The organism is Algoriphagus sp. (assembly GCF_046296635.1).
Lineage (GTDB): Bacteria > Bacteroidota > Bacteroidia > Cytophagales > Cyclobacteriaceae > Algoriphagus.
Map to the genome: position 1 here is coordinate 25,486 of NZ_JBKBKZ010000019.1, position 20,828 is coordinate 46,313.

General features: G+C 41.1%; 21 protein-coding genes. 10 read left to right on the forward strand and 11 right to left on the reverse strand.

What is annotated here, in order from left to right:
* Positions 1 to 361 precede the first annotated feature (361 nt).
* The 5 genes from ACK4HU_RS14175 to ACK4HU_RS14195 all read right to left on the reverse strand — a co-directional run bounded on the left by ACK4HU_RS14175 (position 362) and on the right by ACK4HU_RS14195 (position 5,001).
* Positions 362 to 1,255: a sugar phosphate isomerase/epimerase family protein gene (locus ACK4HU_RS14175; RefSeq protein WP_409807801.1), complete on the reverse strand. Its 894-nt coding sequence runs from the start codon at positions 1,253 to 1,255 to the stop codon at positions 362 to 364.
* 113 nt (positions 1,256 to 1,368) lie between these two features.
* Positions 1,369 to 2,613, reverse strand: a complete 1,245-nt coding sequence (locus tag ACK4HU_RS14180) for a hypothetical protein (RefSeq protein WP_409807803.1) — start codon at positions 2,611 to 2,613, stop codon at positions 1,369 to 1,371.
* A gap of 53 nt (positions 2,614 to 2,666) precedes the next feature.
* Positions 2,667 to 4,025: a cell envelope integrity protein CreD gene (gene creD / locus ACK4HU_RS14185; RefSeq protein WP_409807805.1), complete on the reverse strand. Its 1,359-nt coding sequence runs from the start codon at positions 4,023 to 4,025 to the stop codon at positions 2,667 to 2,669.
* A gap of 66 nt (positions 4,026 to 4,091) precedes the next feature.
* Positions 4,092 to 4,385: a winged helix-turn-helix domain-containing protein gene (locus ACK4HU_RS14190; protein ID WP_409807806.1), complete on the reverse strand. Its 294-nt coding sequence runs from the start codon at positions 4,383 to 4,385 to the stop codon at positions 4,092 to 4,094.
* A 1-nt stretch (position 4,386) separates the two neighbouring features.
* Positions 4,387 to 5,001, reverse strand: coding sequence for a hypothetical protein (locus tag ACK4HU_RS14195; RefSeq protein ID WP_409807808.1), 615 nt, complete (start codon positions 4,999 to 5,001; stop codon positions 4,387 to 4,389).
* 598 nt (positions 5,002 to 5,599) lie between these two features.
* Between ACK4HU_RS14195 and ACK4HU_RS14200 the strand changes: the two genes are divergently transcribed.
* On the forward strand, positions 5,600 to 6,190 hold the full coding sequence (locus ACK4HU_RS14200) for a DUF4142 domain-containing protein (protein ID WP_409807810.1): 591 nt from the start codon (positions 5,600 to 5,602) through the stop codon (positions 6,188 to 6,190).
* A gap of 68 nt (positions 6,191 to 6,258) precedes the next feature.
* Here ACK4HU_RS14200 and ACK4HU_RS14205 read toward each other — a convergent pair whose 3' ends face one another.
* Positions 6,259 to 7,452, reverse strand: a complete 1,194-nt coding sequence (locus ACK4HU_RS14205; RefSeq protein WP_409807812.1) for an esterase — start codon at positions 7,450 to 7,452, stop codon at positions 6,259 to 6,261.
* A gap of 470 nt (positions 7,453 to 7,922) precedes the next feature.
* On the opposite strand from ACK4HU_RS14205, the gene ACK4HU_RS14210 reads away from it, so the two are divergent.
* Complete coding sequence (locus ACK4HU_RS14210) at positions 7,923 to 8,798, forward strand: hypothetical protein (RefSeq protein WP_409807814.1); 876 nt, start codon at positions 7,923 to 7,925, stop codon at positions 8,796 to 8,798.
* A 105-nt stretch (positions 8,799 to 8,903) separates the two neighbouring features.
* Positions 8,904 to 9,902, forward strand: coding sequence for a fasciclin domain-containing protein (locus ACK4HU_RS14215; RefSeq protein WP_409807816.1), 999 nt, complete (start codon positions 8,904 to 8,906; stop codon positions 9,900 to 9,902).
* Positions 9,903 to 10,002: 100 nt separating this feature from the next.
* Here the strand turns inward: ACK4HU_RS14215 and ACK4HU_RS14220 are convergent, their stop codons facing one another.
* The 5 genes from ACK4HU_RS14220 to ACK4HU_RS14240 all read right to left on the reverse strand — a co-directional run bounded on the left by ACK4HU_RS14220 (position 10,003) and on the right by ACK4HU_RS14240 (position 14,599).
* Positions 10,003 to 11,430: a M20 family peptidase gene (locus ACK4HU_RS14220; protein WP_409807817.1), complete on the reverse strand. Its 1,428-nt coding sequence runs from the start codon at positions 11,428 to 11,430 to the stop codon at positions 10,003 to 10,005.
* Between the two features lie 349 nt (positions 11,431 to 11,779).
* Positions 11,780 to 12,799 carry an alpha/beta hydrolase gene (locus ACK4HU_RS14225; protein ID WP_409807818.1) on the reverse strand — a complete coding sequence of 340 codons (1,020 nt, stop codon included), beginning with the start codon at positions 12,797 to 12,799 and terminating at the stop codon, positions 11,780 to 11,782.
* Between the two features lie 43 nt (positions 12,800 to 12,842).
* Complete coding sequence (locus ACK4HU_RS14230; RefSeq protein WP_409807820.1) at positions 12,843 to 13,064, reverse strand: hypothetical protein; 222 nt, start codon at positions 13,062 to 13,064, stop codon at positions 12,843 to 12,845.
* A 358-nt stretch (positions 13,065 to 13,422) separates the two neighbouring features.
* Positions 13,423 to 13,650 carry a DUF5808 domain-containing protein gene (locus ACK4HU_RS14235; protein ID WP_409807822.1) on the reverse strand — a complete coding sequence of 76 codons (228 nt, stop codon included), beginning with the start codon at positions 13,648 to 13,650 and terminating at the stop codon, positions 13,423 to 13,425.
* A gap of 34 nt (positions 13,651 to 13,684) precedes the next feature.
* Positions 13,685 to 14,599, reverse strand: coding sequence for a glutaminase (locus tag ACK4HU_RS14240; protein WP_409807824.1), 915 nt, complete (start codon positions 14,597 to 14,599; stop codon positions 13,685 to 13,687).
* Between the two features lie 137 nt (positions 14,600 to 14,736).
* Between ACK4HU_RS14240 and ACK4HU_RS14245 the strand changes: the two genes are divergently transcribed.
* From ACK4HU_RS14245 to ACK4HU_RS14275, 7 genes are all read left to right on the forward strand, one after another.
* A complete protein-coding gene (locus ACK4HU_RS14245) occupies positions 14,737 to 16,191 on the forward strand; it encodes a hypothetical protein (RefSeq protein WP_409807826.1) in 1,455 nt (484 codons plus the stop codon).
* A gap of 173 nt (positions 16,192 to 16,364) precedes the next feature.
* The gene (locus tag ACK4HU_RS14250; protein WP_409807828.1) at positions 16,365 to 16,553 is read left to right on the forward strand and encodes a hypothetical protein; all 189 of its coding nucleotides are present in this window, start codon (positions 16,365 to 16,367) and stop codon (positions 16,551 to 16,553) included.
* Positions 16,554 to 16,616: 63 nt separating this feature from the next.
* Positions 16,617 to 16,907 (forward strand): type II toxin-antitoxin system RelE/ParE family toxin, encoded by a 291-nt coding sequence (locus ACK4HU_RS14255; protein WP_409807829.1) that lies wholly within the window; start codon positions 16,617 to 16,619, stop codon positions 16,905 to 16,907.
* A gap of 12 nt (positions 16,908 to 16,919) precedes the next feature.
* Positions 16,920 to 17,228, forward strand: coding sequence for a HigA family addiction module antitoxin (locus tag ACK4HU_RS14260; protein ID WP_409807831.1), 309 nt, complete (start codon positions 16,920 to 16,922; stop codon positions 17,226 to 17,228).
* Between the two features lie 241 nt (positions 17,229 to 17,469).
* The gene (locus ACK4HU_RS14265) at positions 17,470 to 19,824 is read left to right on the forward strand and encodes an ABC transporter permease (RefSeq protein WP_409807833.1); all 2,355 of its coding nucleotides are present in this window, start codon (positions 17,470 to 17,472) and stop codon (positions 19,822 to 19,824) included.
* Between the two features lie 106 nt (positions 19,825 to 19,930).
* Positions 19,931 to 20,062: a type II toxin-antitoxin system HicA family toxin gene (locus tag ACK4HU_RS14270; RefSeq protein WP_409807835.1), complete on the forward strand. Its 132-nt coding sequence runs from the start codon at positions 19,931 to 19,933 to the stop codon at positions 20,060 to 20,062.
* Positions 20,063 to 20,144: 82 nt separating this feature from the next.
* On the forward strand, positions 20,145 to 20,582 hold the full coding sequence (locus ACK4HU_RS14275) for a type II toxin-antitoxin system HicB family antitoxin (RefSeq protein WP_409807837.1): 438 nt from the start codon (positions 20,145 to 20,147) through the stop codon (positions 20,580 to 20,582).
* Positions 20,583 to 20,828 lie beyond the last annotated feature (246 nt).

Consider the following 20,828-nt stretch of genomic DNA (forward strand, 5'->3'; position numbering starts at 1 on the left):
CATCAGTGGCCGAATTTAATTTTGATTACACCTCGACTTCGCTCGGTGTCCGTTGGTTTCGTTTTGAGAGGAGGGGAGGGGAATTGGGGGGACCCCCCCATAAACCCCCCCCCAGTAAATATTAAAAAATAAGTTGGCGTGGGGGGGCGTTAATGGCGGCTCCCCCCCTTTCCCCTCCCCTCCTTGTAATTATTCAAGATTCGGTGGCCGAGCGAAGTCGAGGTCATTTTGTTAAAAGGAGATACTGGTAAGAAAGCGGATATACATTATTTTTTTTTAGCATAAGGTAATTAGATCGACTGAAAACAAAAAAAGCCAACCCGAAGGCTGGCTTTCATTTCTAAAAACAGAGATTTTCGATTTATTTAAATCCAATTTCTACTAAACCCGCATGGCTGATTTTGATCGCTTCCAATGGATCAAGTCCAAAAGTATTGTCTTGTTCTACAAGGTAATACTCCATTCCAGACTTTGCTTTTGCATCCAAAATTCGCTTGAAATCAATGTTTCCAGTTCCTACAGGTGCAAATTGACTTGAATCATTCATGTCTTTTACATGCCATGACTTGAAACGTCCCGGATACTTTTCAAAATAAGTTAAGGGATCAACTCCCGCTTTGGTCACCCAAAATAGGTCCATCTGATAGTTGACATAGGCCGGATCGGTATTATCCAGGATATAATCTGTTAATATCGTTCCATCTGCCATCGCAATGAATTCAAAGTCATGGTTGTGGTAAAGTAACTTCATCCCCGCCGCAGAGCATTTTTCGCCTATGGTTGTTAAAATTGCTACCAATTCAGCGGGAGTTCCTTTCATGCCCATTCCACTCGGACCAAAAGAAAACATCCCCATTGGAGGGACTGGAATTACAAAATATTCGATTCCTGCAGCGACAGAAGCAGCGATTTGCTGGTCTGCGTTTTCAAGTGTTACACCACCCATGTGAGTGCTTTTTGCCTGAAGTCCGAGAGAATCCAAATAGCTTTTGAAGGCTGCGGGCTCCATTCCATAAAACTTGCCATCGGCATATCCAGCAGCTTCAACATAGGCATAACCTGCTTCAGCTACAGCCTTTAGTGTTCCTTTGGGATCTTTACCCATGGCATCACGAACGGTATAGAGTGCAAGGCCTCCGAATTTTGCGGGCTGTTCAATTACAGTTTCTTCAGTTTTCTCGGTTTTAGTTCCGCAAGCAGTAAATCCGAGTGTGAAAGCCAAGAGAAGAAAAAGGCTAAGATTGGTTTTTTTCATAGTATGGTAAAGGTTTTGAATCTGAAAGATATCCAATTCCTTCCAAATACTAGTTAGAGACACTTTTATTGTCTCAACTGAGAGAAAATAGAAATTTGCATATCTTTTTACTTTCACCTAAATCCAAAAACCAACGGAAAGAGAAATACTACGATTGCTGTCCAAATCAAATAAACCGGGAGGTATTTAACCAAAACCAACCCTACATCTTCCAAAGGATTTTCCTTCAGAACAGTTGAAATCAGTTTTTTTGATACGAGTAGGAGATGGACCAGCATCAGAATATTCACTCCCAAAACAGCCATACGGTTGGGTGTAATTCCCCATTCCGAAATCCGAAAAGCGATCGCTGACAGCGCCACACCATTTACTATGATAGTCACCAAAGAAAGTAAAACCAAAATCCAGACTCCAGGACCGGATTTCTCTTCTTTGGAAGACTCTGCTACTGAAAAGAAAATCAATCCCATCACACCGATCAGTAGCATGTTGAAAAGCATGAGGAATTCTCGGTCGTTGTAGGGATCCTTGCCGGCATATACGATCGCACCAAGATAGATCACTAGCATAATCAAGACCAAGGGGCTGAAGATTTTTGCGATGATTGGCGGTACTTTATTGACCAATTGTGGGTTGGTTTGGGTCAGGTGAGTGGCTACCAAAGGTGCTGCTGCCAATCCAAAAATCATGATGTAATCGAAATAGAATTGAGTTATGCTAATTCCGATCAATGAGAATAAACCTACCGTTACTCCAGCCATTAAGGCTCCTGCTAGCAATAGAATGGCTCCCATAATGACCGCATCCCCATTGAAATTGAGGTAAGCAAGTCTTCGGGAAAGATCATTGATTTTTGTGCCTGAAAAAACAAAACCCAGCAATCCCCACAGCAAAAGTGGCAGGTGAATGCATGCCAAAATAAAGGTGTCGCTTTCCTGATTTTCGGGAAGTAGATTGATGTAAAGTGCTGAAACCAGAATTACACTGAAAGGAATAGCTAAAGACTTAATGGACAGGTTATTTTTCCAAGCAAAATAGGCCGTGACAAAAGGGAAAGCGATAAATCCCAAATTTCGGGGATAGAAGAATTCCTCATCTATAGAAAATATAGCAGGAAACTTTGCTAAAATACCAGCTAAAAGTGCTGCGACGATGACAAATCTCCATTCGCTTCGACTGCCCCAACTGATGCGGTCGGAATCGTAGTTTAACCTTTCGTGCCAGAACTCAGCCTGAACCTGACCTTTCAGTTGAGGATAAAGTAAACCAAACTCTTCCCTAAATTCAGACTTGTTTTTACGGTAATATTTTTCGAGTTGATTTGGATTATCCCAAATGGATTGGATGGATTCTTTCATAATAATGAGGGGTTGGTTTAAGATAAATATTTTGAAGGACATCTAGAGAAGGCTTATTTGGCCAAATTGAGTATAGGGTTTTCTTGCTGAGAAAAGTTTATTTTTCGGGAAATAAACATGGTTACGGCAAGGGAAATAAACAGACCAATACTTCCAATCAACAAGGCGAAATCCTGTTGCTTGACAATAATGAAGATGAATAGATAGAAGATGGAAAGTACGGATGAGAAGATTCCAGCTTCTTTCCAGTTGGAGAAAATAGAGCGGGAATAGAGACCAAGCAGAATTACAGTCGCACAGCTTGCTATCCTATAAGCGACACTAAAACCAAGATGTTCCGAAAGGGCAATCAACAATGTGTAATATAATATCAAGGCAAACCCAATGAGCGTATATTGAATGGGATGGATGTGTGATTTTGTGAATAATTCCATTAAGTATAAGGCAAGGAAACTTAATGTAATGATCAAGATTGCGTATTTGGAAGTTCGAGTACTTTGTTGATATTGATCGATTGGACTTACCAAAGACAGCCCAAATGCACTTTGACTTAAATCAGGAACATATCCTTCAAATTCCTGCCCAAATGGCCTGTTGAAATGTAGGATACTCCAGTTGCTTTCGAATCCCGAATCGGTGATCTTCCTAAATTCCGGTAGAAATTCCCCCTGAAAACTTGGACTTGGCCAATTCCCTGTCATGGAAAGATTTGTAGTTTTTCCGAGAGGAACAATGGAGAAATCTTTGCTTCCTTTCAAGATCATTTCGCCGAGAAATTCAAAGCCTGAATTGTTGGGGTCGAGCGAAATATTGGATACAAGCCCCCTGTTTTCTCCATTTCGTTCCGAAAATGGCTCCAAGACTAAGGATTTCTCATTCACTTTAAAATTTGGACTTCCACTTATACCTCTCAAATCACTAATGCCAATCATGATGCTGGCTTGATCCCAAAGTATGTTTTCGGTCTGAAGATTGAGTTTTGTTAATTCAAGTGAATCGAATTTTGCACCAAAAGTGAGAGTGTTTGTATATACTACCACATCAAAAATACCCCGGTGTAATAATTGAGCTTCTATATTTCCATACAAGTTTAATTCCTCGGGAAGGATGAATTTTATCTTATGCTCTTTTATTAGCTTCTTCTCACCATTCGTGATTATTTCTTTCAATTCGAAATAGGGCAACTTCAAGTAAGGGCCCATTAGCATTTGTTCCCGGGACCATTTTCCCCGAATATCTTCCTCCGCCTCTGTGAGTCGTCCCTGCCTTTCTTCGATCAAGTCTAAGGTGAATGATTGGGGAATTAACAATAGCAAAGCGATCGTGCCAATGATCAAAAGCTTGATGCTTGCAGATTTTGCTAAACCCAAATTGGCGGGCTTTGAAGTGGGGATTTTTGAATTTTGATCCATTCGATGGGTGGTTTAAAATTTAAAATTGAAAGTACTTTGATTTTCAAAGTAAATAGAGAAATTTTTTTAGTTTTTGTTTTGGTTGATCAGATTTTCCAAGAAATCCAGATGCGACTGAAAGGCCTTTCTTCCAGCTTCGGTAGCCAGATAATTGGTCAGAGGCTTTCTCCCTAAAAAGGTTTTTTCCACCCGGATATACTCGGCATTTTCCAAGTTTCGAAGGTGCGAGGCCAGATTGCCGTCGGTAACTTCCAGAAGGTCTTTGAAGGAATTGAAATCAAACCGCTCATTGACCATCAGGACAGACATGATACGAAGTCGGACCACGTTCTCAAAGGCTTTATCGTAATTCCCTTTCACGTTATCGGTCGTATTTGTAGTACATCATCGATCCATAGACTACATGCAGGACTCCAAATCCAATAGCCCAAGTGATCAACCCGTATCCGGGGAAGAATGCTGAAATTAGACCTAGAATTAGCTCTCCATAACCTAAGTATTTGATATCACTTAGTGTAAACTGGGATGCATTGATCAATGCCAAACCATAGAAAATCAAAGTTGCCGGTGCCACCACAATCAGATAACCTCTGAGAACCAATGCTAAACAGAAAATCCCCCCAACCAGTACCGGAATAAATAAGGCCTGCAAAAATCGCTTTCCGGCAGGAGTCCAAAGGTTGGTTGCCAGTCGCCGACTCTTCTTTTGACTGAGAAAATAGGCTGTTCCCACCGAAAGGGCCAAAATCACCAGTGCTAACGTAATGAGTTTTGCGAAAACTTGACCATCATCGACAAAGGTGGTTCGAAACCCAAAAGGTGGATTCGGGAAATAGATCCAGTAGTAAGATAATGCTGCTGCGAGGAGCGCATAGATTCCCGCCAGTACTCCTGCTAGTCCACTCAGCGAAAGGAAGCGAGTGCTCCGCTCCATCATGGATTTGATTTCGGCTAATTCCTGTTCCGGTTTCTTCATAGTTAAAAGTACTTTGAAAAACAAAGTAAATCAATTTTTTCGAAATTGATACTTCGGAAAAAAAATATATGGATATACGCAATTCTGCCAGTAGCCAAATTCTATTTAGTTTCACCTCGGCTTCGCTCGGTGTCCGTTAGTTTTGTTTTAATGGGAGGGGAGGAATATGAGGCGCAGCCGCATATTCCTCCCCTCCCCTAAACAACCAGAATCCGGAGGCCGAGCGAAGTCGAGGCCATTTTGATTTACTGGCAAAAAAGCGGATATACAGAAAAAAATAAATTGCATAATCTTAATTCTTGATTATGTGTCTATTCCAAATACTGGAAATGCACATGGTATAAGTGCAGATTAGAATGTTAAATAGATTCTGATGCAAAATTATTTGAATGAGACTTTTCAACTTTTAGGAAGAGTTTCTCTCGCCTGGATACCAAATTTTAATCCATCTCATTTGCCTTAGTATGGGAATTTTCTTTATCAGTGTGTAGGGGTGCTACCCAGTTAGAAATACCCAAAACCGCCTTATAGCATGATAGAGCCATAAGGAACAATAGTTGTTTAAGTCATAGTATAAATTAAACCAACTACATTTCTTATGAAACCTAGTAATCAAATTCAATCCATCTCTTCAGTGAGATCATCCATGATCAAAAGATCAGGTGCTATTCTCCTTTCTACATTTTGTTTACTTGGGATGACATCGTGCAACAAGGATGACAATGAACCAATTATCACGACTATCAGTCAGCAAGACAGAAATTTTGCAATTTCTTCTTCTCAATTCATCAACGCGCAGCTTGCGTTTAGTCAATTGGCAAAAGAGAAAGGCAGTGATGCCTTAATTGTTGAGTACGGGGAAATGATTTTTGTGGAAAACACCGCTACTAAAGCCGAGCTTACAGGGATTCTGGACACCAATAAAGTGGAAATGTCAAATGTAATCACTACAGAAATGCAGGCTAAGTACGATGAGCTTGCGTTATTGCAAGGAACCGCTTTTGATAAGGCATACATCGATTATCAAGTCACTGAATTGAATAATTCTATCTCGATGTTTGAAAATCAAGTTTCAAACGGTCAGAATTTTACAATCAAAGGATTTGCTGATAAAACCTTGTCAGCTGTGAAATCCAATAGAAATAGAGCATTGATTATCAAAACAAAAGTGGATATAAAAAATATCTAATCCATTTTCTCTAAAAAATCAAAGCCGACTTCTCGATTGGGAAGCCGGCTTTTTTGTGGTAGGGATATCTAAAAAAGCATAGGCACAAACTGCGTAAGGTATACTCTCCAGTTTCTCCAGATATGGCCGCCTTCGCTTTCCACATAGGTGTAAGGCATCTTCATGGCATCAAGTTTAGCACGATACTCTTTGTTGGCTTCGTAGAGAAAATCAGATTTACCGATTGCGATCCAGTAAAGTTTGTAGCCATTGTCCATTTGGGCTTTCAAAGTCTTGTCAAAATTGCTATACACTTTGCCAGTAGCATCTTCCCTTGGCATAATTGCAGCTGAAAATAAACCCATGTAATCAAAGGTATTCGGATAGTATCTGGAAATATGGATGGTATGAAAGCCACCCATGGATAAGCCGGCAATTGCTCGATTAGCTTTGTCTGCTTTTACCCTATAGCTACTTTCTACAAACTTGATAATATTGCCAAAAGCACCTTCGTAAGTTCCATCCATGGTATTTGGAATCATGAATTGCGGTTTGTAGAAGTTTTTGCTTCCTTCGCCCGGTGCACCGTCTTGAATTACATTTCCATTAGGCATGACCACAATCATCGGTTTTGCCTTGCCGTCGGCAATCAGGTTGTCCATAATCTGAGCGGTACGTCCCAAAGAAATCCAAGCTTCCTCATCACCGCCAGCTCCGTGTAATAAATAAAGCACGGGGTATTTTTCAGAGGAGGTCTCATATCCCGGTGGGGTGTAGATAGTGATTCTACGATTCATTTTTAGTCCAGGAGAATCATACCAACGACGTGCAACTGTCCCATGGGGAATGGGATTGGTTTTAAATAGATCCGCATGACCACCTCCCACGATAAAGATATTAGTAGCCGAGGCAACGTCACGGATAATAAAAGGATTACTTGGATCTGTAGTGGAAAATCCATCTACCATGAAAGAATAATTGTATAGTTCCGAGCCTAAAATTGCGGTTTTAAATTCCCAAACGCCGTTTTCACCTTTTGTAAGATTTTCTTTTCCTGGTCCGTCCATTTGACCCATCGGAGTCTCCATTTTCACAGAAGGAAGGAAATCCCCAGTCACTTGAACTGCGGTCGCATTAGGAGCGTGAAGTCTGAAGGTGACAGAATTATCATCGTGAATTTCAGGAGAAATGATGTTTTGTGCGCGAAAGATCGCTTCCTGAGCATTGGAATCGAATCCAATTGCTGAGAGGAAAAACAGGGTTGAAAGCAAGTGTTTCTTCATAGGTCATTTTTCTATTGTCTCAAAGTGTGAAAATAGAAAAAAGGATATTGAAAACCTAGAGATTGGGTAATAAAGCAAAAAGAAGAATTCAAATTAGCCACCTGGATTGGGATAAAGGGACGAAAAATTATTTACCACAAACCTGCCTTCCGGTAGGCAGGGCACACGGAGAAATTGATTTTGAGAAGTTCAGAGTTTAAAAAGAACTACAATCAGAGAAGGTAATTCAGACCTTAAATGACGTGTAGAGTTAGTAAGACATATATTCGAGTATAAGCTATTAGGTGCTTTAGATTTTTAAAAAAAATTAACAAGGCTCAATCCAACCGATAAAGCCTCTTCGTAATTCCAATCAGAAAATAAGGAAATGGTAAATCTACCTCTAAAAAAAGATGTAAGTCTTTGAAAAAGGTGTTTATCCTATTCTATTTTTTTTCTTAAATAATTCATTCCACTTATAACAAAAGTTTATGCGAATTCCATTACTAATTATTTCATTTCTAGTAGTTGTCAGTAACTGCATGGCGCAGAGTCCCGTAAGCGGGTTTCTCAAGAAAAAAGGTGAAGGATCTGTGGTTATCTCTCAATTTAGAGAATCTTACGAAAAGGTCTTTTTGGTTCCAACAGAAATTGATGGTGTACCGGTTTTTAATGATGTGGCCATCACCAGTACTTCGTTGTATGCAGAGTATGGGTTAAGTGATCGCTTCAATTTGATCGTAAATCTCCCCTACATCAAATCTGAAGGGAATGCGAGTCAAGCTGTCTTGGAAAATAACGGATTTGAAAATACCCGATCAGGTATACAGGATTTGAAGATTTATGGTAAATATAGTTTGCTCACCAAAGAAATGGGTTCGAGCAAATTTGATTTATTGGGGGCAGCTGGATTAGAAACTCCACTTGGCAATTATTCCGCAGATGAAGGACTTCAATCTATTATCGCAATAGGCAATAGATCTACCCGTTTTTCGGCTTTTGGCATTGGGCAGTTTTCTACAGAATCAGGTCTTTTTGCAACTGGCCAATTAGGCTATAGTCTTAGATCTAATCAAGTGCCAAATGCGCTCTTGAGCGAATTCAAGTTAGGTTATGCCGGATCTGCATTTTATGTCGATGCCTTCGTGGCTAGCCAGCTTTCCGACAAAAGTGGTGTTGACATTTTAGGAGAGGGTTTTACAGGGTTTTTCCCAGCCACAAGAGTCAACTTCACTCGAATAGGTGCCAATGTGTATGTACCATTGGCCAAGTTTGCCGGCCTTGTTGGTGGAGTTAGTTCAGTCGTAGCTGGTCGAAATATCGGTAACTCAGTAGGATTCTACGGAGGATTAGCTTTCTCATTCTAACCATTAATCGAAATGAAATCGAACATAGCTGATTATCCGCCAATGTAAGATTTCACACTACCTGCCAAAAGGCAAGTAAGACCCTCCAAATCAATTTAAAAAAAGATGAAAAATTTTAGAAAATATACAACAATCCTTGCCGCCAGTCTGATGACCGCGCTTTTCACTGGTTGCGAATCAGTCTCAAGTTACGAAGAGACGGCTCCCTCAATTGCCTTTGTTGCAGTATCAAATCCCGCATTCAGCACGTTGGAAGCTGCCGCAGTTCGTGGTGGAGTAGCGGTGGTACTAAGTAATTCCAACCCAGGAGACGCATCAGGTGCCTACACTGTATTCGCACCAACCAATGATGCCTTTGCCCGCTTGGGTTTAAATGAAGAGACATTGGGAGTATTGCAAGTTCCATTTTTGACCAATACGCTACTTTACCATGTTTCCAATGGGAACCTTGCAGGGAGCGCTATCACAAACGGGGGTACATCACCTTCGGCTTTGGGCCCACAACGTCGATTCATCCGTAGAGGAAACGATACCTACGTTAACGGATCAAAAATATTGGCTACAGATGTAGCTGCGAGCAACGGAACTATTCACGTGATTGATAAAGTGATGATTGCGACTGGTGCTGACATTGTTCAGTCTGCCATTGCACTTCAAAGTTCCAGTGTGTTTACTTCTCCGGAGTTGTCCTTCCTCGTAGAGGCAGTGGTATATGCAGGTTTGGCTGAGGCTTTGACAGGCAGTCCAGGAAGCCCAAAATTCACCGTATTTGCTCCAACGGATCAGGCTTTTAAGGATCTTGGGACGGCTCTTGGTGTACCATTTAATGTACCTGCAGATATCCGAAAGCTTCCTGCAGATGTGGTTGGACAAGTTTTGCTTAATCATGTTTTTGTAGGAGAGAAATTCACGAGCGAATTGAATGCCGGTAATGTCACCCCACTTGGAGGCACGCCACTTACACTTGGAGCCTTTACCGAAGGTACGCTAACAGTAAGAGGCGCTGGAAATGGAACTGCAGTTGCTAGAATGGTCATTCCTGATGTACAGACTACCAATGGCATTGTGCACGTAATCGACCGTGTATTGCTTCCTAATCTTTAAAAGTTTTTGCTGGAATATTGAAACGCCCGGAACACAGTTTTGGGCGTTTTTTTTATGAAATCTTGGTCCTTTTCTTTATCCATACAATCTTACTTGAAAATCAATTGAAATTTTTTATCAAATGATAGCTGAATTCGATGATCTCCTTGTAATTCTCTTTGCTGATTTTCTCATCGATTCCGTGGAAGCGTGTCATAGATTCAGGGCTGATACGCATGGGGTAAAATCGGTAAACTTCATCCGAGATCTCATAGAAATTCCGAGCATCTGTCCCACCTCCCAATAATCCGGGCACGACAATAGCATCGGGATTTTGGCTTCTGATAGTTTTTGCTAAGATTTGAAATGCTTCGGATTCGACGGTGGAAACAGGTGAAGGATCGACCAAATATCCAACAGGTTCTACCCGCACCTTTTCTGAAACGGTTTTTTTGATATGAGCCTTAACCGATTCGATGGTCTCTCCAGGAAGAATCCGAAAATTGACCGTTGCTTCGGCGACTGTAGGAATGACATTGTTTTTTACCCCACCATCTATAATAGTGGGAGCGGTCGTTGTATGAGCATTAAGAGATTCTAAAATTGGTTTCTTGAAAAGCCAAGGATTGGCAAAAGCTAATTTGGTGAAAAAAGGAAGCTCAGCCCCTAGATATTCCAGTTGATCATCAATTGGCTTAACCATTTTGTAGGGAAATTGATTGTTTTCAAGATCTACTATCGCCTGGGCAAGAATTCCGATCGTATTTTCTCGTGGTGGGGCAGAACTGTGACCACCAGTTGTTTCCACAATTAGTCTAAAAGATGCAAATCCTTTTTCGGCCAAATTCACCAAAGCGATAGGTTTATCAACCCCAGGTATCATGTTTTCTGCTATGAAACCTCCTTCATCAATGGTCATTGCGGCTTGCACTCCTTTTCCCTTCAGATAAGCTGCAATTTTCACTGCGCCATTTGATCCTCCCACTTCCTCATCATGTCCTGACACCAGATAGATCGTGCGAGAAGGGACATAGGATTCGGAGAGCAATTTCTCCACCGCTTCAAGAAGACCAAGGAGCGTTCCTTTATCATCCATCGTTCCCCGGCCGATGATATGGGTATCGGTGATTTTTCCCTCAAAAGGTGCAGCTTCCCAATCTCCCAAAGTAGGTTCATCCACCGGTACCACGTCCTGATGAGACATCAGAATTATCGGTTTTTTCGAGGAATCCGAACCTTCCCATTTGTACAGTAGGCTGTAATCAGAGATTTTTTCTAAGGTGAGGTTTGCATGTGTCAGAGGGTATGTTTCTTCCAGAAAGCGGTGAAAGCCAAAGAAGGCAGCCGAATCCGGGATTGCATCTTCACTATATGAAATGGTCTGAAATTGAATGGCTTTTGAAAGATTTTGGAACACCTCATCAGATATTTCCAGTTTCTCCATTGACTCAGAGGCGACTTGTTTCGAACTCAGTCGAAATGTGTTGAAAAGCAGAATGGCAGCTAAAATGACTAGTACAATGACTAGACCAAGGAATATTTTTTTCATGTGTTTATAATTGATTTTTAATTGCCACATGGAATCTCGCATGGTTGATAATCATCCCATTGTGTGACGTTCTGCGTCATGCTCGATTTCATAAAAGGGCGGTAGTATAGAGGGTATGAACTGGTTGGTCTTTGTAATTTACCCAAAAAGCTGAAACAAAAGGAATTTCAACACAGGTCACTGAGTATGGCTAATTTTCACCATATAGAGCATAGAAGCACATAGGACTGAGGACTCAATGCTTTTTTCTATGTAATACTATGTGACTATTTTGTATAGAAAAAAGAATTCTTCTAGTACCCTTGTTTTCGAACTTCTGTGCCTTTGAGACTTTGTAGCCAAAAAAATGTCAATCAAATTCCAGATGCTTAGTGAAGAATGGCAAGGCTTTCGTTTGGATTCGCTCAGCGATGCGATTAAGGTGATCACCTTCATAGCTTTCATACTGATGGGGAATTTGATAAGCGTCGAATAACTCATGCAACTTTTTTGTAGCCTCACTGATACCCCGATCTTGCAGGCCGGCATCCATTCCAATAGCCTTCAGTTTTTTCAGATTTGGAATGTATTGGTCGACGATGGAAAGCGTTCGGTTGGCGATGATTTTATTGATTACTTCCTGACGTGGTTCCCCGTTTTTTGCGGGTAAATCGAGGTAGAAAGGAGGGTTTTGTGGATTTGGGGCAAAAGCCGCGGAAGTAGCAAGCGTGGCAATTTCAAAGAAGGATGCACCATTGATTTGATCAGGCGTAAAACCTTCCAGTTTGGTGATCAACTCAGCATTTGTCGTGGCTCCGCCGTCCATGCAGCAGGGACTCAGTGCATAGATTGCAGAAAAAACATCCGGGTACTTCATACCCAATCGCATGGTTCCGTATCCTCCCATGGAGTGTCCAGCCAAACCCCGACTTTCTTGTTTTGCCAAAGTCCGATAATTGGCATCGATATGACTTACCAGTTCCTTCACCACGAAAGTTTCCCAGTCGCCAATGGTTGCCGAATTGGCATACATACTTCCCTTGAAGCGATTGTAGGCATTGGGCATGACGACAATCATCTCTTTGGAAAGATTTTCTGCTAGAGATTTTTCAATCACATCCTGTAAGTTGATCCAGTGATCTTCCCAGCCAAACCATTGGGAATCGGTATCAGTAAAGCCGTGAAGCATATACAGCACAGGATAGCGGCTGTCCGGATTGGATTGATAGGAGGGAGGAAGGTAGACAGTCACATCCCGATCGGCAGGATCTCCGATGAGATTGCCTTCGAGGGCAGTGCTGTGCAATTTGATGCGTTCTTTGGTGCCTTTTTGAGCAAAAGAAAAGGTGACACTTAGAGAAAGTACGGTTAAAAGAAAAAGCTTCTTCATAGGGTAATCTTTATTTGCTCGTTTGCTGATGAGGATTTTTTTTTCATTTTAAAAAATCTTCTCTTGCAATCAAAGTTGACTCATCTGCTGACTCTTCCAAAGTCAATAGAATTTCCTGTTTTTTATCTTCTGGCAATTCTTCCCAAAGTTTTCTAGGCTGAGTTTCTTTTCTCAACGATAGGAAATCCCGAAGTGTCTCCAATAGTTGCTCATTGTCTATTTCTTCAATAAGCTGATAGACAAAATCTTTAAGAGTTTCTGACATGATTTCTTTTGCGGATTTGTTACAAGTTAGGGAACGCTGAGTTGAAAGAAAAGATGTTGAAGTCGATACGGTACTTTGCCATTAGATCAAAATGGCCTCGACTTAGCTCGGCCACCGGATTTGATGTTGTTAAATAGAGGGGAGAGCTTTGCGGCTGGGGCCCAAAACAAGCCCCACTCCCCTCCATCAAAAACAAACCTACGGACACCGAGCGAAGTCGAGATGGAACATAATAAAATTTGGCTGGTGGCAGAAAAGCGTATATCCATAAAGATTTTTGAACCAGGTCTTTGCTGACTAGAAAAATCCTTGTTTTTTTTAAAAAACTAGAATGAGGACGAGAATCTTTTTTGCTTTACTACCTCAAAAATTTAGGCAAAAGAAAAATCAAAACAAGTAATACGATTAATACAAGTACAGAAACAGGGTTTGCAAAGTTTACCGTCCAGCCCATTAACTTATTACGTTTTGGAGGAAGGATTCTTTTGTCCTTTTTATTGAAATAGAATATTCCAAGCTTCCAATTGTCAGGATCTTGGTGCCATTCTACTTGCTGCTCTTTTTTTGTTTTACTTTCAAAAGACATTGTTGAATTTTTTAATCGAGTACCTAAAACTCCCCTAAAACAAAGAAAACTTCAACTTGTCCGTCAGCAGTTCCAGGGCCATAATCGATTTGACTGAATTTCCTTTTTCATTGAGTTCCGGACTCCAGACTGCAATACTGAATTTGTGGGGCATGACTGCTGCTACTCCGCCTCCAACACCACTTTTTCCGGGAAGGCCCACCCGGAAGGCATATTCTCCGGCTTCATCATAGAATCCACAGGTCAGCATCAATGCATTAATCCGTCTGGTGTAGCTTTCAGGTACTATTTCTCGCTTTGCATAGATGGAATATCCATCATTTGCCAGAAAAGATATTGACCTTGCCAAGTCCACACAGCTCATTTCCATGGCGCAATGGGCGACGTAGGTTTTCACCACATCTTCTACCTCATTGTCGAAATTTTCATAGGCTTTTAAAAAATATCCGAGCGCAATATTCCTTTCCGAATGCTTGAGTTCAGAATCCATTACCTCTTGGTTGATTTTGATGCAGTCCTTTCCTACCAGTTCGTTGATGAACTTACTGACTTCTGCTATTGGATCGTCAAACTTAGATGTAAGAGCGTCTGTAATTACCAAGGCACCGGCATTGATAAAAGGATTTCTTGGAATGCCTTTTTCAAATTCCAGTTGGGCAATAGAATTGAATGGGTTGCCGCTAGGTTCTACATTTACTCTTGACCAGAGTTTGCTTTGAAAAATATGGGCCACCATGGTGAGGGCATGCACTTTGGAAATACTTTGTATGGAAAAGGGTTCCTCAAAGTCTCCTGCCCCAAAAACATTTCCTTTCAAATCCACTAATGCTATCCCAAATTTTTCCCCATCCACCTTAGCCAATTCAGGGATATAATCAGCCACCTTTCCCCTTGGATTTGCTGATTTAACTTCATTGTACACTTCGTCGATTAATTGCTGATAGTTCATGTGGTCAAAGTGATGATTTTGATTTTCATTACCAAAACCTAATTATCTCAATTTTCTAAATGTTGCAATAAAATAATTGGAAAATCAGTCTGATATTCTAGCTATGGATTTTACTTTGCAGACCAAAGATATAGACTATGGCAAAAAAGAAATCCAAACCCCAAAAAACAACTTTTAATCCTATCACCTATCTGAAAACCGGTAATGCTCGGAAACTGCCGGTTTACGAATGCCTCTTGCCAAAAGATTGGGAAGAAATCAAGAAGTTTCCGGTGATATTCGCCAGAAAGCATGTTAATGGAAATATCACCTTCACTTCCGTCTTGGTGGATTTATTGTGCACAGGCGCCAAGGATGTTCTGTTTTTTGTCAACGAACCCGAATTACTTTATCGGGAAATTCTGAAAAATTATAAAGATGGGTTGTCATTGGATTTTGAACCAGTATCCTATGAATTGATCCACAATGTGATTTTTGAATCAGTCGCTTTTGCGGAGGATTATGGGATTGCTCCGCATGAGGATTTTAGATACGCAGAGTTGATTTTGGATGAGGATTCAGATGACTTTCCAAAGTTGGAGGTTCCATTAGGCGAAGGTGGAAAAGCGCATCTTTACTTAAATTTTGATGATGAAAGAGCCCCTTATTTTGAGCGGCAAATTTTGAAATATGGTGAAGCAGGGACTTATGAAATCATTCGAAATGATTTTGATCCATTTTTGGATGATTATGAATTGGATGACGAGGATGAATGGGATGAGGACGATGAGGATGATATATTTTTAGAATCCTGTTTCGCATGGGATGAATTGGATTGGGAGGATTTTTATGATGAGGAAAACTTTGATGAGTTAACCAATGACATCGTGATTTACACGCTATCTCGCTTGCCAGAGTACAACTACGATGAAATGATCGAGGAGCCGATTTTTGCTCCTTTTTTGGAAATTTCGCACACTGAGGAACCTACTTCCAAATTTTCTTTCACCAAGGAAGAGCAGAAATACATGGCTGATGTCCATGAAAAACTGGAATTTTCTGACTTGGAGTTCGATGAAGGTGATCCGGAGTTACTAAAAATGATTGATTCAGGGATCAAAAAGTTTCCAAAAAACAGAATCCTGTATCAGTACAAATGGGAATATTATCAACGAAGTGGAGATCTACCAAAATCCTTGGAAATTGCCTTGGAGATGAAAGAAAAATTCCCTGATTACTTGTTTGGTCTTTCCTGCCACGCCCAGACATTGATAGAAATGGGTGAGGTGGACTCCATCCCGGAGGCAATGAACGATTTCACAAAAATCCAGGATTTTTTACCGGATCGAGAGAAGTTTCATGTCACAGAATTACAGTCCTTCTATTCTCCTTGGATTTACTATTATTCCAAAACAGGACAACTACGGGCAGCTTCTTTCTTGTTCAATCTTTTGGAAGATCATTTTGTACTGATTTCATATCCTTTGCATGATCTTGTTGAAAGTGCCCTTGCAGCTGAGGCAATTAAAGTGGTCGAACCTTTTTATAAGAGAGTCAAAGCAGGCGAAGTATCCAAGGAGGAGTTTTTGGATATGATGATGGGAGAAGATTAGGGCAGAGCAAACTGGCAAACAAAATCATCAAAGTAGGGAAAGCGATCATTGACTTTAGGGCTAATTATAAATTGGTAAGGGTAGGGGGTAGAAGGTTAGGATCGGTGATAGATTTTTTTTAGTCTAATCTTCTAAATTAAGGTATTCATAAAATTCTTTAAATCAGGTAGGTTATGACAGTTAGGAAAAAATCGGAATCTATTCCAGAGGAGACGCTAGGGCGAAATAAGGAACTTCAGGAATTACGCCTTGCAATTCAAGAAGGAATTGATTCTGGTGTAGGCAAAAGGACAATTTCTGAAATTGCGAAAGGAGTTGAAGGAAGGCTTAAATCTGAATTGATCAAAGGTGAGAATACCTAATTTTCCGCATGACAGTTTTGTGAAATTAGTCGTATACAGTATATTTACAATATGCAATGTTAGATGATAAAAAGTATCAAACACAAATCCTTAAAAAATTATTGGATCAAAGGAGATACGAGCAAACTTCCATCTACCATGGTTGGGAGAATTAAAATTATTATGGATATTATTGATAGCATTGAAAGGGTACCTGACGATTTATTTCCTTTTCCAAACTTAAAACCTCACCCATTAAAGGGAAACAGGAAAGGCGACTGGTCATTGGAAGTTTCAGGAAATTGGAGGATGACCTTCTATTTTGACAATGAAACTGCATCAGCGTACGACGTAGATTTAGAAGATTATCATTAAACTAACAGTGATATGGAAAGGCATTTAAACACTCACATTCATCCGGGTAAAATTTTTCTTGAAGAAATTATTAAGCCTAATAATTTAAAAATAACTGAAGTAGCTGAACTTTTACAAGTGTCAAGACTGACGATTTCAAAGATCGTCAATGAGAAAAGCGGTATTTCTCCTAACGTGGCTTTGAGAATACAAGAGGTATTTGGAGGAAGTGCTGATATGTGGACCAGAATGCAGAATAAATATGATATGGCTTTGGCTGTTACAGAATATAATCGAAATGGGCCAAAATTGAAAAAATTTGATAACGTTAGCCAAATATAAATTTGGGTGATTCTGTTTGCTGATTATACCTTTTCAATTTCGGTGAAGGGGAAATCTAAAGCTTTTCTTCAGAATACTTTCGACTTGATTTATTTCCCAAAATCGAACATTATTGTCCGTTGAGAATTTCACCAACGTTTTCAAACAGGTCTTTTTTGGACGTTTTGGCCTTTTTGATCGGGCATGGCTTTGGCTCAAACGCTGATCAAAATCAGACCTTTTGTCCAAACCCAATTATCCAATGTGGAAAAATTACCTGAAGACATCTTATAGAAACTTGCTCCGTCAGCGGGGTTATACCCTGATCAATATCCTCGGGCTAACCTCCGGAATTGCAGTAAGTATTTTTATCCTCTTGTGGATCTTGGATGAAGTGTCCTATGATCGTTTCTTCGACAATGGTGACCGCATTTATAGTGTAATGGTGAACAGCACGCTGCCCGACGGAAGTATTTCTACTCATCCTGTTCCTCCAGCTCGACTCAAGGACGTGCTGATTGACGAGATTCCAGAGATCGAAGCAGCTACTCGATACAGTTTCGAAACCCCTATGCTGGTTAAAAACCAAACAACTGGTTTTAATGAAACCGGCATCTTTGCCGATTCCGCATTTTTCAAGGTTTTCAACTTTCCATTTTCAATAGGTGCATCAGAAAATCACGTCGCAGAACTGAATTCCATTGTTATCTCGGAGGCCCTTGCGGAGAAACTTTTCCCTCGGGAAAATCCAATCGGTAAGACCCTCAGTCTTGACCAAAAACTGGAATTGACAGTAAGCGGAGTCTTTGAAAATCTACCTGAAAACTCCTCACATCAATTTGACTTTGTCGTCCCTTTTGAATTGTATCTGAAGGAAAATCCCTGGATGCAAAACTGGCAAGCCGGAGGTTCCCGGACGGCGGTTTTGCTGGTTGAAAACAGCCCAAACCCCAACTCCAAGATTGCTCGACTAATTAAGACCAACTGTGCGGACTGCACCGGTGTTCCTTTTCTTTTTCCCTATGAAAATCTCAGACTCCAAGGTAAATTCGAAAACGGCGTAAATGTCGGAGGCCGAATCCAGCATGTCTATCTTTTTGGCGGAGTGGCACTTCTGATCCTCCTGATGGCCTGCATCAACTTCATCAATCTGGCCACGGCTCGAGCCGGAACCCGTGGCCGAGAAGTCGGTATCCGCAAATCAATCGGAGCAAAGCGCAGCGAGTTGATCCTCCAGTTTATTACTGAATCTGTCCTGCTTTCCTGGATTGCCCTGATCTTCGCCCTATTGCTAGTGCAGTTGCTTCTGCCATTTTTCAATGAACTGACCAGCAAAGCTGTTATTCTTGAGCTCGAAAATCCGGTTTTTCTCCTTGCTCTCTTGGCGATTACCCTGCTCACTGGCTTACTATCAGGAAGCTACCCTGCTTTGGTTTTATCTGGATTTAACCCCATCAAAGTCCTCAAAGGAGACAGTCGATCTCTACTCAGCGGAATCGGGCTGCGCCGAGTTTTGGTCGTTGCACAATTTGCCGCCTCGGCGATTTTGGTAGTAGGGAGCATTGCAGTCCATAAGCAAATCACCTTTATCAGCGAGCGAAATCTGGGCTTTGACAAAGAAAATATTTTAGTGATTGATCAAAACGAAGGGATTGTCAAAAACTACTCAGGCATCAAAAATGACCTCCTCCAGCTTCCCGGTGTTGCATCTTTCGCATTTGGAGGAAACAGTATTTTCACGGTGCCGATCACAACACCTGATCCTGTCTGGCCGGGAAAACCCGAACAATCGACGATCAACTTCAAGATTTTCCGCTGTGATGAGGGCTTCATCCCTACGTTGAATATTCCGATCCGTGAGGGTAGGAACTTTGTTGGAATCCAGGACACGACTAACTACATCATAAACAAAAAAGCCGCCGAAGTCATGGGACTGGACCCAGAGACGGCTGTGGGAACTGAGCTGGAAATGTGGCAAGGCAAAGGGCGCATCGTGGGGATCACCGAGGATTTTCATAATGATAATTTTAGGCATGGCATCGAGCCTATGATTTTTATGTATTCCGAAAATGTCGGTTACCACTACTTTCTCAAAGTATCTGAGCAGGCTCTGCTACCGTCGGTGGTGAAGCAGATCGGCGCGGTTTTCAAAAAGCACAATCCGGATTACCCCTTTGAATACAGTTTTCTGGATGAAGTATTTGAACGTGAATATGAAAGCGAACAAGTTATCGGCAAGCTTTCGCTTGCCTTCACCTGTATCGCAAGTTTAATCTCAGCTTTAGGTTTGTTTGGATTGGCATCATTTTCTGCAGAGCGAAGGACTAAGGAGATGGGAATCCGAAAGGTGCTGGGTGCTTCTGCTGGAAGCTTATCCATATTGCTTTGCAGGGATTTTGCCATCTTGGTGGTGATAAGCTTGGCGGTAGGATTCCCAATAGCCTCGTATTTTGTTGGGCAGTTTCTTTCGGGATATACATTCCATGCCGAGATCTCTTGGACGCTCTATCTCTTCACGGCGGTGCTGGTGTTGGGACTGACTTTCATTTCCGTCGGCTACCACTCACTCAAAGCTGCCTGGAGCAATCCGGTAAATTCCTTGCAGAATGAAGGGTAATAATTAAAACCTTTTGATTTGTATATTTTTAGAAAAATCCTTCGCAAAAGGAACAAAATTGTTCCTTTTTTTCTTTATGTAACAATTATGTTCCTTAAATTAAGGAATGAAAATCAGTGAACTGCTCAAGCTTTTAACTGCGGATGGATGGTATCTGTATAAGCATGGCAAAAAGCATGATTTGTATCAACATCCTAGCAAATCAGGACAAATACCGGTTCCAAGACACCAATCCTAAGAGCTAAAAAAAGGTACAGAACGAGCAATACTGAAAGATGCAGGGCTGGAATGATATTCACAGCATTAACCAATTCCAAATTATGAACATTAACGCAATTCAAACCTCCTCTGAGAATGGCTTGAAAATCATTCTTGAAAAAACAGAATTTGGGTTCAGTGCCTATGCTCCAGCCCATTCAGGAATTTACACGGTAGGTGATTCGTATGAGGAATTAAAAGAAAATATCGAAGAGGTAATCGAGTATCAAGTCGATTACTTGAAGGAAACGGGGAAGAATGCAGAAGCTGAGTTTCTAAAAAATGCGAAAGTGGAATACTTTCTCGATGTTAAGCAGTTTTTCGAGCAATATCCTATCCTGAACAAAAGCGAATTTGCTAATTACATTGGTATGAACGCCAGTATGATGCGAAAGATTAGCAGTGGAATAATTCCCTTATCCGATGCGAAAGCGAGACAGATTCAGGAAGGGCTTCATCGCTTGGCAAACGATTTAAAGCAAATCCATTTTGCATTGTGAGGGGAAACTCTCATTGAAAATCAATGGGGTCGTGGTAAGCTTGGCGGTAGGATTTCCATTAGCCTAGTATTTTGTGGAGCAGTTTCTTTCGGGATACACTTTCCATGCGGAATCACTTGGACGCTCTATCTTTTCACGGCGGTCTTTGTCAGGGGACTGACTTTCATCTCTTTTGGCTACCACTCGCTCAAAGCCGTCTGGAGCAGTCCGGTGAATTCACTGCAGAATGAAGTGGGATAATTTCTG

Coding starts and splice junctions, on each gene's coding strand:
- ACK4HU_RS14210 (WP_409807814.1), top strand. CDS start 7,923: ATGCGAATTCCATTACTAATTATTTCATTTCTAGTAGTTGTCAGTAAC.
- ACK4HU_RS14270 (WP_409807835.1), top strand. CDS start 19,931: ATGAAAATCAGTGAACTGCTCAAGCTTTTAACTGCGGATGGATGGTAT.
- ACK4HU_RS14230 (WP_409807820.1), bottom strand. CDS start 13,064: ATGTCAGAAACTCTTAAAGATTTTGTCTATCAGCTTATTGAAGAAATA.
- ACK4HU_RS14250 (WP_409807828.1), top strand. CDS start 16,365: ATGACAGTTAGGAAAAAATCGGAATCTATTCCAGAGGAGACGCTAGGG.
- ACK4HU_RS14195 (WP_409807808.1), bottom strand. CDS start 5,001: ATGAAGAAACCGGAACAGGAATTAGCCGAAATCAAATCCATGATGGAG.
- ACK4HU_RS14255 (WP_409807829.1), top strand. CDS start 16,617: ATGATAAAAAGTATCAAACACAAATCCTTAAAAAATTATTGGATCAAA.
- ACK4HU_RS14205 (WP_409807812.1), bottom strand. CDS start 7,452: ATGAAGAAACACTTGCTTTCAACCCTGTTTTTCCTCTCAGCAATTGGA.
- ACK4HU_RS14180 (WP_409807803.1), bottom strand. CDS start 2,613: ATGAAAGAATCCATCCAATCCATTTGGGATAATCCAAATCAACTCGAA.
- ACK4HU_RS14225 (WP_409807818.1), bottom strand. CDS start 12,799: ATGAAGAAGCTTTTTCTTTTAACCGTACTTTCTCTAAGTGTCACCTTT.
- ACK4HU_RS14175 (WP_409807801.1), bottom strand. CDS start 1,255: ATGAAAAAAACCAATCTTAGCCTTTTTCTTCTCTTGGCTTTCACACTC.
- ACK4HU_RS14265 (WP_409807833.1), top strand. CDS start 17,470: ATGTGGAAAAATTACCTGAAGACATCTTATAGAAACTTGCTCCGTCAG.
- ACK4HU_RS14200 (WP_409807810.1), top strand. CDS start 5,600: ATGAAACCTAGTAATCAAATTCAATCCATCTCTTCAGTGAGATCATCC.
- creD (WP_409807805.1), bottom strand. CDS start 4,025: ATGGATCAAAATTCAAAAATCCCCACTTCAAAGCCCGCCAATTTGGGT.
- ACK4HU_RS14220 (WP_409807817.1), bottom strand. CDS start 11,430: ATGAAAAAAATATTCCTTGGTCTAGTCATTGTACTAGTCATTTTAGCT.
- ACK4HU_RS14245 (WP_409807826.1), top strand. CDS start 14,737: ATGGCAAAAAAGAAATCCAAACCCCAAAAAACAACTTTTAATCCTATC.
- ACK4HU_RS14260 (WP_409807831.1), top strand. CDS start 16,920: ATGGAAAGGCATTTAAACACTCACATTCATCCGGGTAAAATTTTTCTT.
- ACK4HU_RS14275 (WP_409807837.1), top strand. CDS start 20,145: ATGAACATTAACGCAATTCAAACCTCCTCTGAGAATGGCTTGAAAATC.
- ACK4HU_RS14240 (WP_409807824.1), bottom strand. CDS start 14,599: ATGAACTATCAGCAATTAATCGACGAAGTGTACAATGAAGTTAAATCA.
- ACK4HU_RS14235 (WP_409807822.1), bottom strand. CDS start 13,650: ATGTCTTTTGAAAGTAAAACAAAAAAAGAGCAGCAAGTAGAATGGCAC.
- ACK4HU_RS14215 (WP_409807816.1), top strand. CDS start 8,904: ATGAAAAATTTTAGAAAATATACAACAATCCTTGCCGCCAGTCTGATG.